Annotated in this window: 2 protein-coding genes; both read left to right on the plus strand. The window is 24.2% G+C overall.

Annotated features, from left to right (window positions below; translation table 11 throughout):
- A partial coding sequence (locus ACERKK_RS12735) for an AAA family ATPase (protein WP_373773453.1) occupies positions 1–1,070 on the plus strand: 1,070 nt, incomplete at its 5' end.
- 103 nt (positions 1,071–1,173) lie between these two features.
- Entirely contained in the window at positions 1,174–2,583 is a 1,410-nt protein-coding gene (locus ACERKK_RS12740; protein WP_373773454.1) for a hypothetical protein, read from the plus strand.
- Positions 2,584–2,674: the final 91 nt, after the last annotated feature.

Here is a 2,674-nt window from a genome sequence, read left to right on the forward strand (position 1 = left end):
CAAAAAGAAAATTAATATATCACTATACTGCAAAGTTTATGAATTTGATAAGTTATAATACTAAAGTTGATGCTAGTAAAAATGAAAATGAAAAAGCTCAAAGAGCAGAAGATCTTATTACTACAATTGATACTGAAAGAAAATGTCTAGAATCAGAAATTTCGCAATCTTTAAAAGGTGCAGAAAAAATCAATGATTATCTAAAAATATTCTTTACAAAAGAAGATATAAAAATAGAGCCAACAGAAAGTGAAGATAATTATCAATTAAAAAGGTATGGTCAAGTTGCAAAAAATTTAAGTGAAGGTGAAAAGACAGCAATCTCTTTTGCATATTTTATGGCAAATTTAGAAAATAAAAACTATAGAGAAAACAGCTTAAATAATATGATCATTTACTTAGATGATCCTATTTCTAGTTTAGATTCAAATCATTTAATAAATGTATATGCATTTATTAAAAGAGTTTTATTTGAATCTAAGCAGCTTTTTATATCAACACATAATTTTGAATTCTTTAATCTAATTAAAGATTGGTATAGTGAAAAAAATAGTAATGTTAACCGACAAAATAAAACTAGAACACCTGATAAGCAAAAAAAATTAGCTTGTGAGTTCTTTATGATAAAAAATAAATTTGAATCTGATAAGAGAATAGCAATAATTAGTGAATTAGAAAAAACTCTAAAAGATTTTAAATCAGAATATCAATATTTATATTATTTACTATATTCTTTTAATCAGAAGGATAATCTTTCTGTTGATGAACTTTATCAAATTAATAATATAGCAAGACGATTTATTGAACTATTTGCAACTTTTAAAATACCTAGAAATGGTGATTGGAAAGGAAAAATAGAGAAAATCTTACTAGATTCCGGATTGGAGATTGAGATAGAGAAGGTTTATAAATTAACAAATTCATACTCTCACCAAACAAATCCAATGAGTGCAATATTACATATTGATAAAACAGAAACAAAAGATGGTTTATTAACCTTATTTAAAATTATTGAAAAATCAGATAAATTACATTTTGATACACTAGAAAAACATTGCAAAAGTTTGTAAATAAATGAACCTATATAAATCCATTTATTTAAAAGACATTTTATTTGAAATTTTATGTTTTGAGTTTGTTTGAAGATGTTTAATTATAATAAAAAGAGAATATATGAAAAAAAATATAGATAAATATGATTTGATAAAAAGTTTTGGAAATGATGTAATATCAATTATTGAGTTAATTAGTGTTAACCCATATCAAGTTGCATTAAGATTTGTTTTAGAGGAAGTAAAAACTGCAAAAACTTGGGAAATACCATATATCCATGGAAGAATTATTCAATGGGATATAAATGAAACTAGTCTGAATAGTAGTGAAGAAAATTTTATTAAAGATGAATTTAAAAAAGCTTCTGCTCATGATTTATTAGATATGGTTACAGCTGATATGGCAATAAAATTTGATGACTATAATCTTGCTTCAATTATGAGAATTAGAATTGTTGAGCAAGTACTATTTTACTATAAATTATCAACTAGAGATTTTTCTAAACGTGAAAAAACTTTTGATTTGTTTGAAATCGTTACTAAAAATAAATTGCATCCTAATTTTCAGAATTTATTACATCCAAAATACAAACTTGTAAGAGAGGTTTTAGAAAGTTGGACAGAGGGGTTTGAAGATAGAGATAATAAGTTTGCTAAGCAGTTTCAGGAAACTTTTAATTCAATGTTTTGGGAGCTATATTTATATCAATGTCTAAGAGTTTTAAAAATGGATATTGATTTTTCAAAACAAAGTCCAGATTTTGCAGTTAAATCACCATATGGAAATGAGTTTATCATTGAAGCCGTAATTACTAATGGAACAGAAGGTGACAAGCATCATTATGAAAAAGATAAAAAAAGAACATATGAAGAATTAATTAATTTTGCAAGTGTCCGAATTCTAAATTCTATTTGTGAAAAATACAAACATTATATGGGAATTGGTGATAAATATAAAAAATCAAAATATGTTGACTTAGAACATGTAAAAGGAAAACCTTTTGTTATTGCTCTTGCTCCATTTGAACAAAATGCTTTTTTTATTCAAAATAACCAAGCTATTAATTTAGTTTTATATGGTCAGAGAGTTAAAACAAAAATCAATGAAGATAAAGAAGTAACAGCAAAATTTATAAATATAGATAAAATTCAAAAGAATGAAAAAACTTTATTAGATGTTGGTTTATTTACGAATGATAAATATAAAGAAATTAGTGCTGTGATTTTTAGTACAACTGCAACATTTAGTAAAGCTGTTAGCTGTTCTGATGCAGAATGTATTATTCAAGCAAATACATTTCATATAAAAGAAGGAAGAATTACTAATGAATTACCTAATGAAATGTATTTTGAAAGTTTGTTAGATGGATTGCAAATTCATCGAAATCCCTTTGCTGCAGTACCCTTAGATTTAACTGAATTTTCAAACTATGAAATTTCTTCTTATACATATAATCCTTTAACTGAAACAGTTATTGTTAATCAAAATAATAATACTTTAGTATCTAGAATTTCTAAATGGAGTTTATAAAGTATAAATTTAAATAATGAATAGTGATGATTGTGTTTTATACTAAAAGAAAAGTATAAAGTAGAACATAAAATATTAAAATAGTATATAT

The sequence above is a fragment of the Poseidonibacter sp. genome, assembly GCF_041821165.1.
Classification (GTDB): domain Bacteria; phylum Campylobacterota; class Campylobacteria; order Campylobacterales; family Arcobacteraceae; genus Poseidonibacter.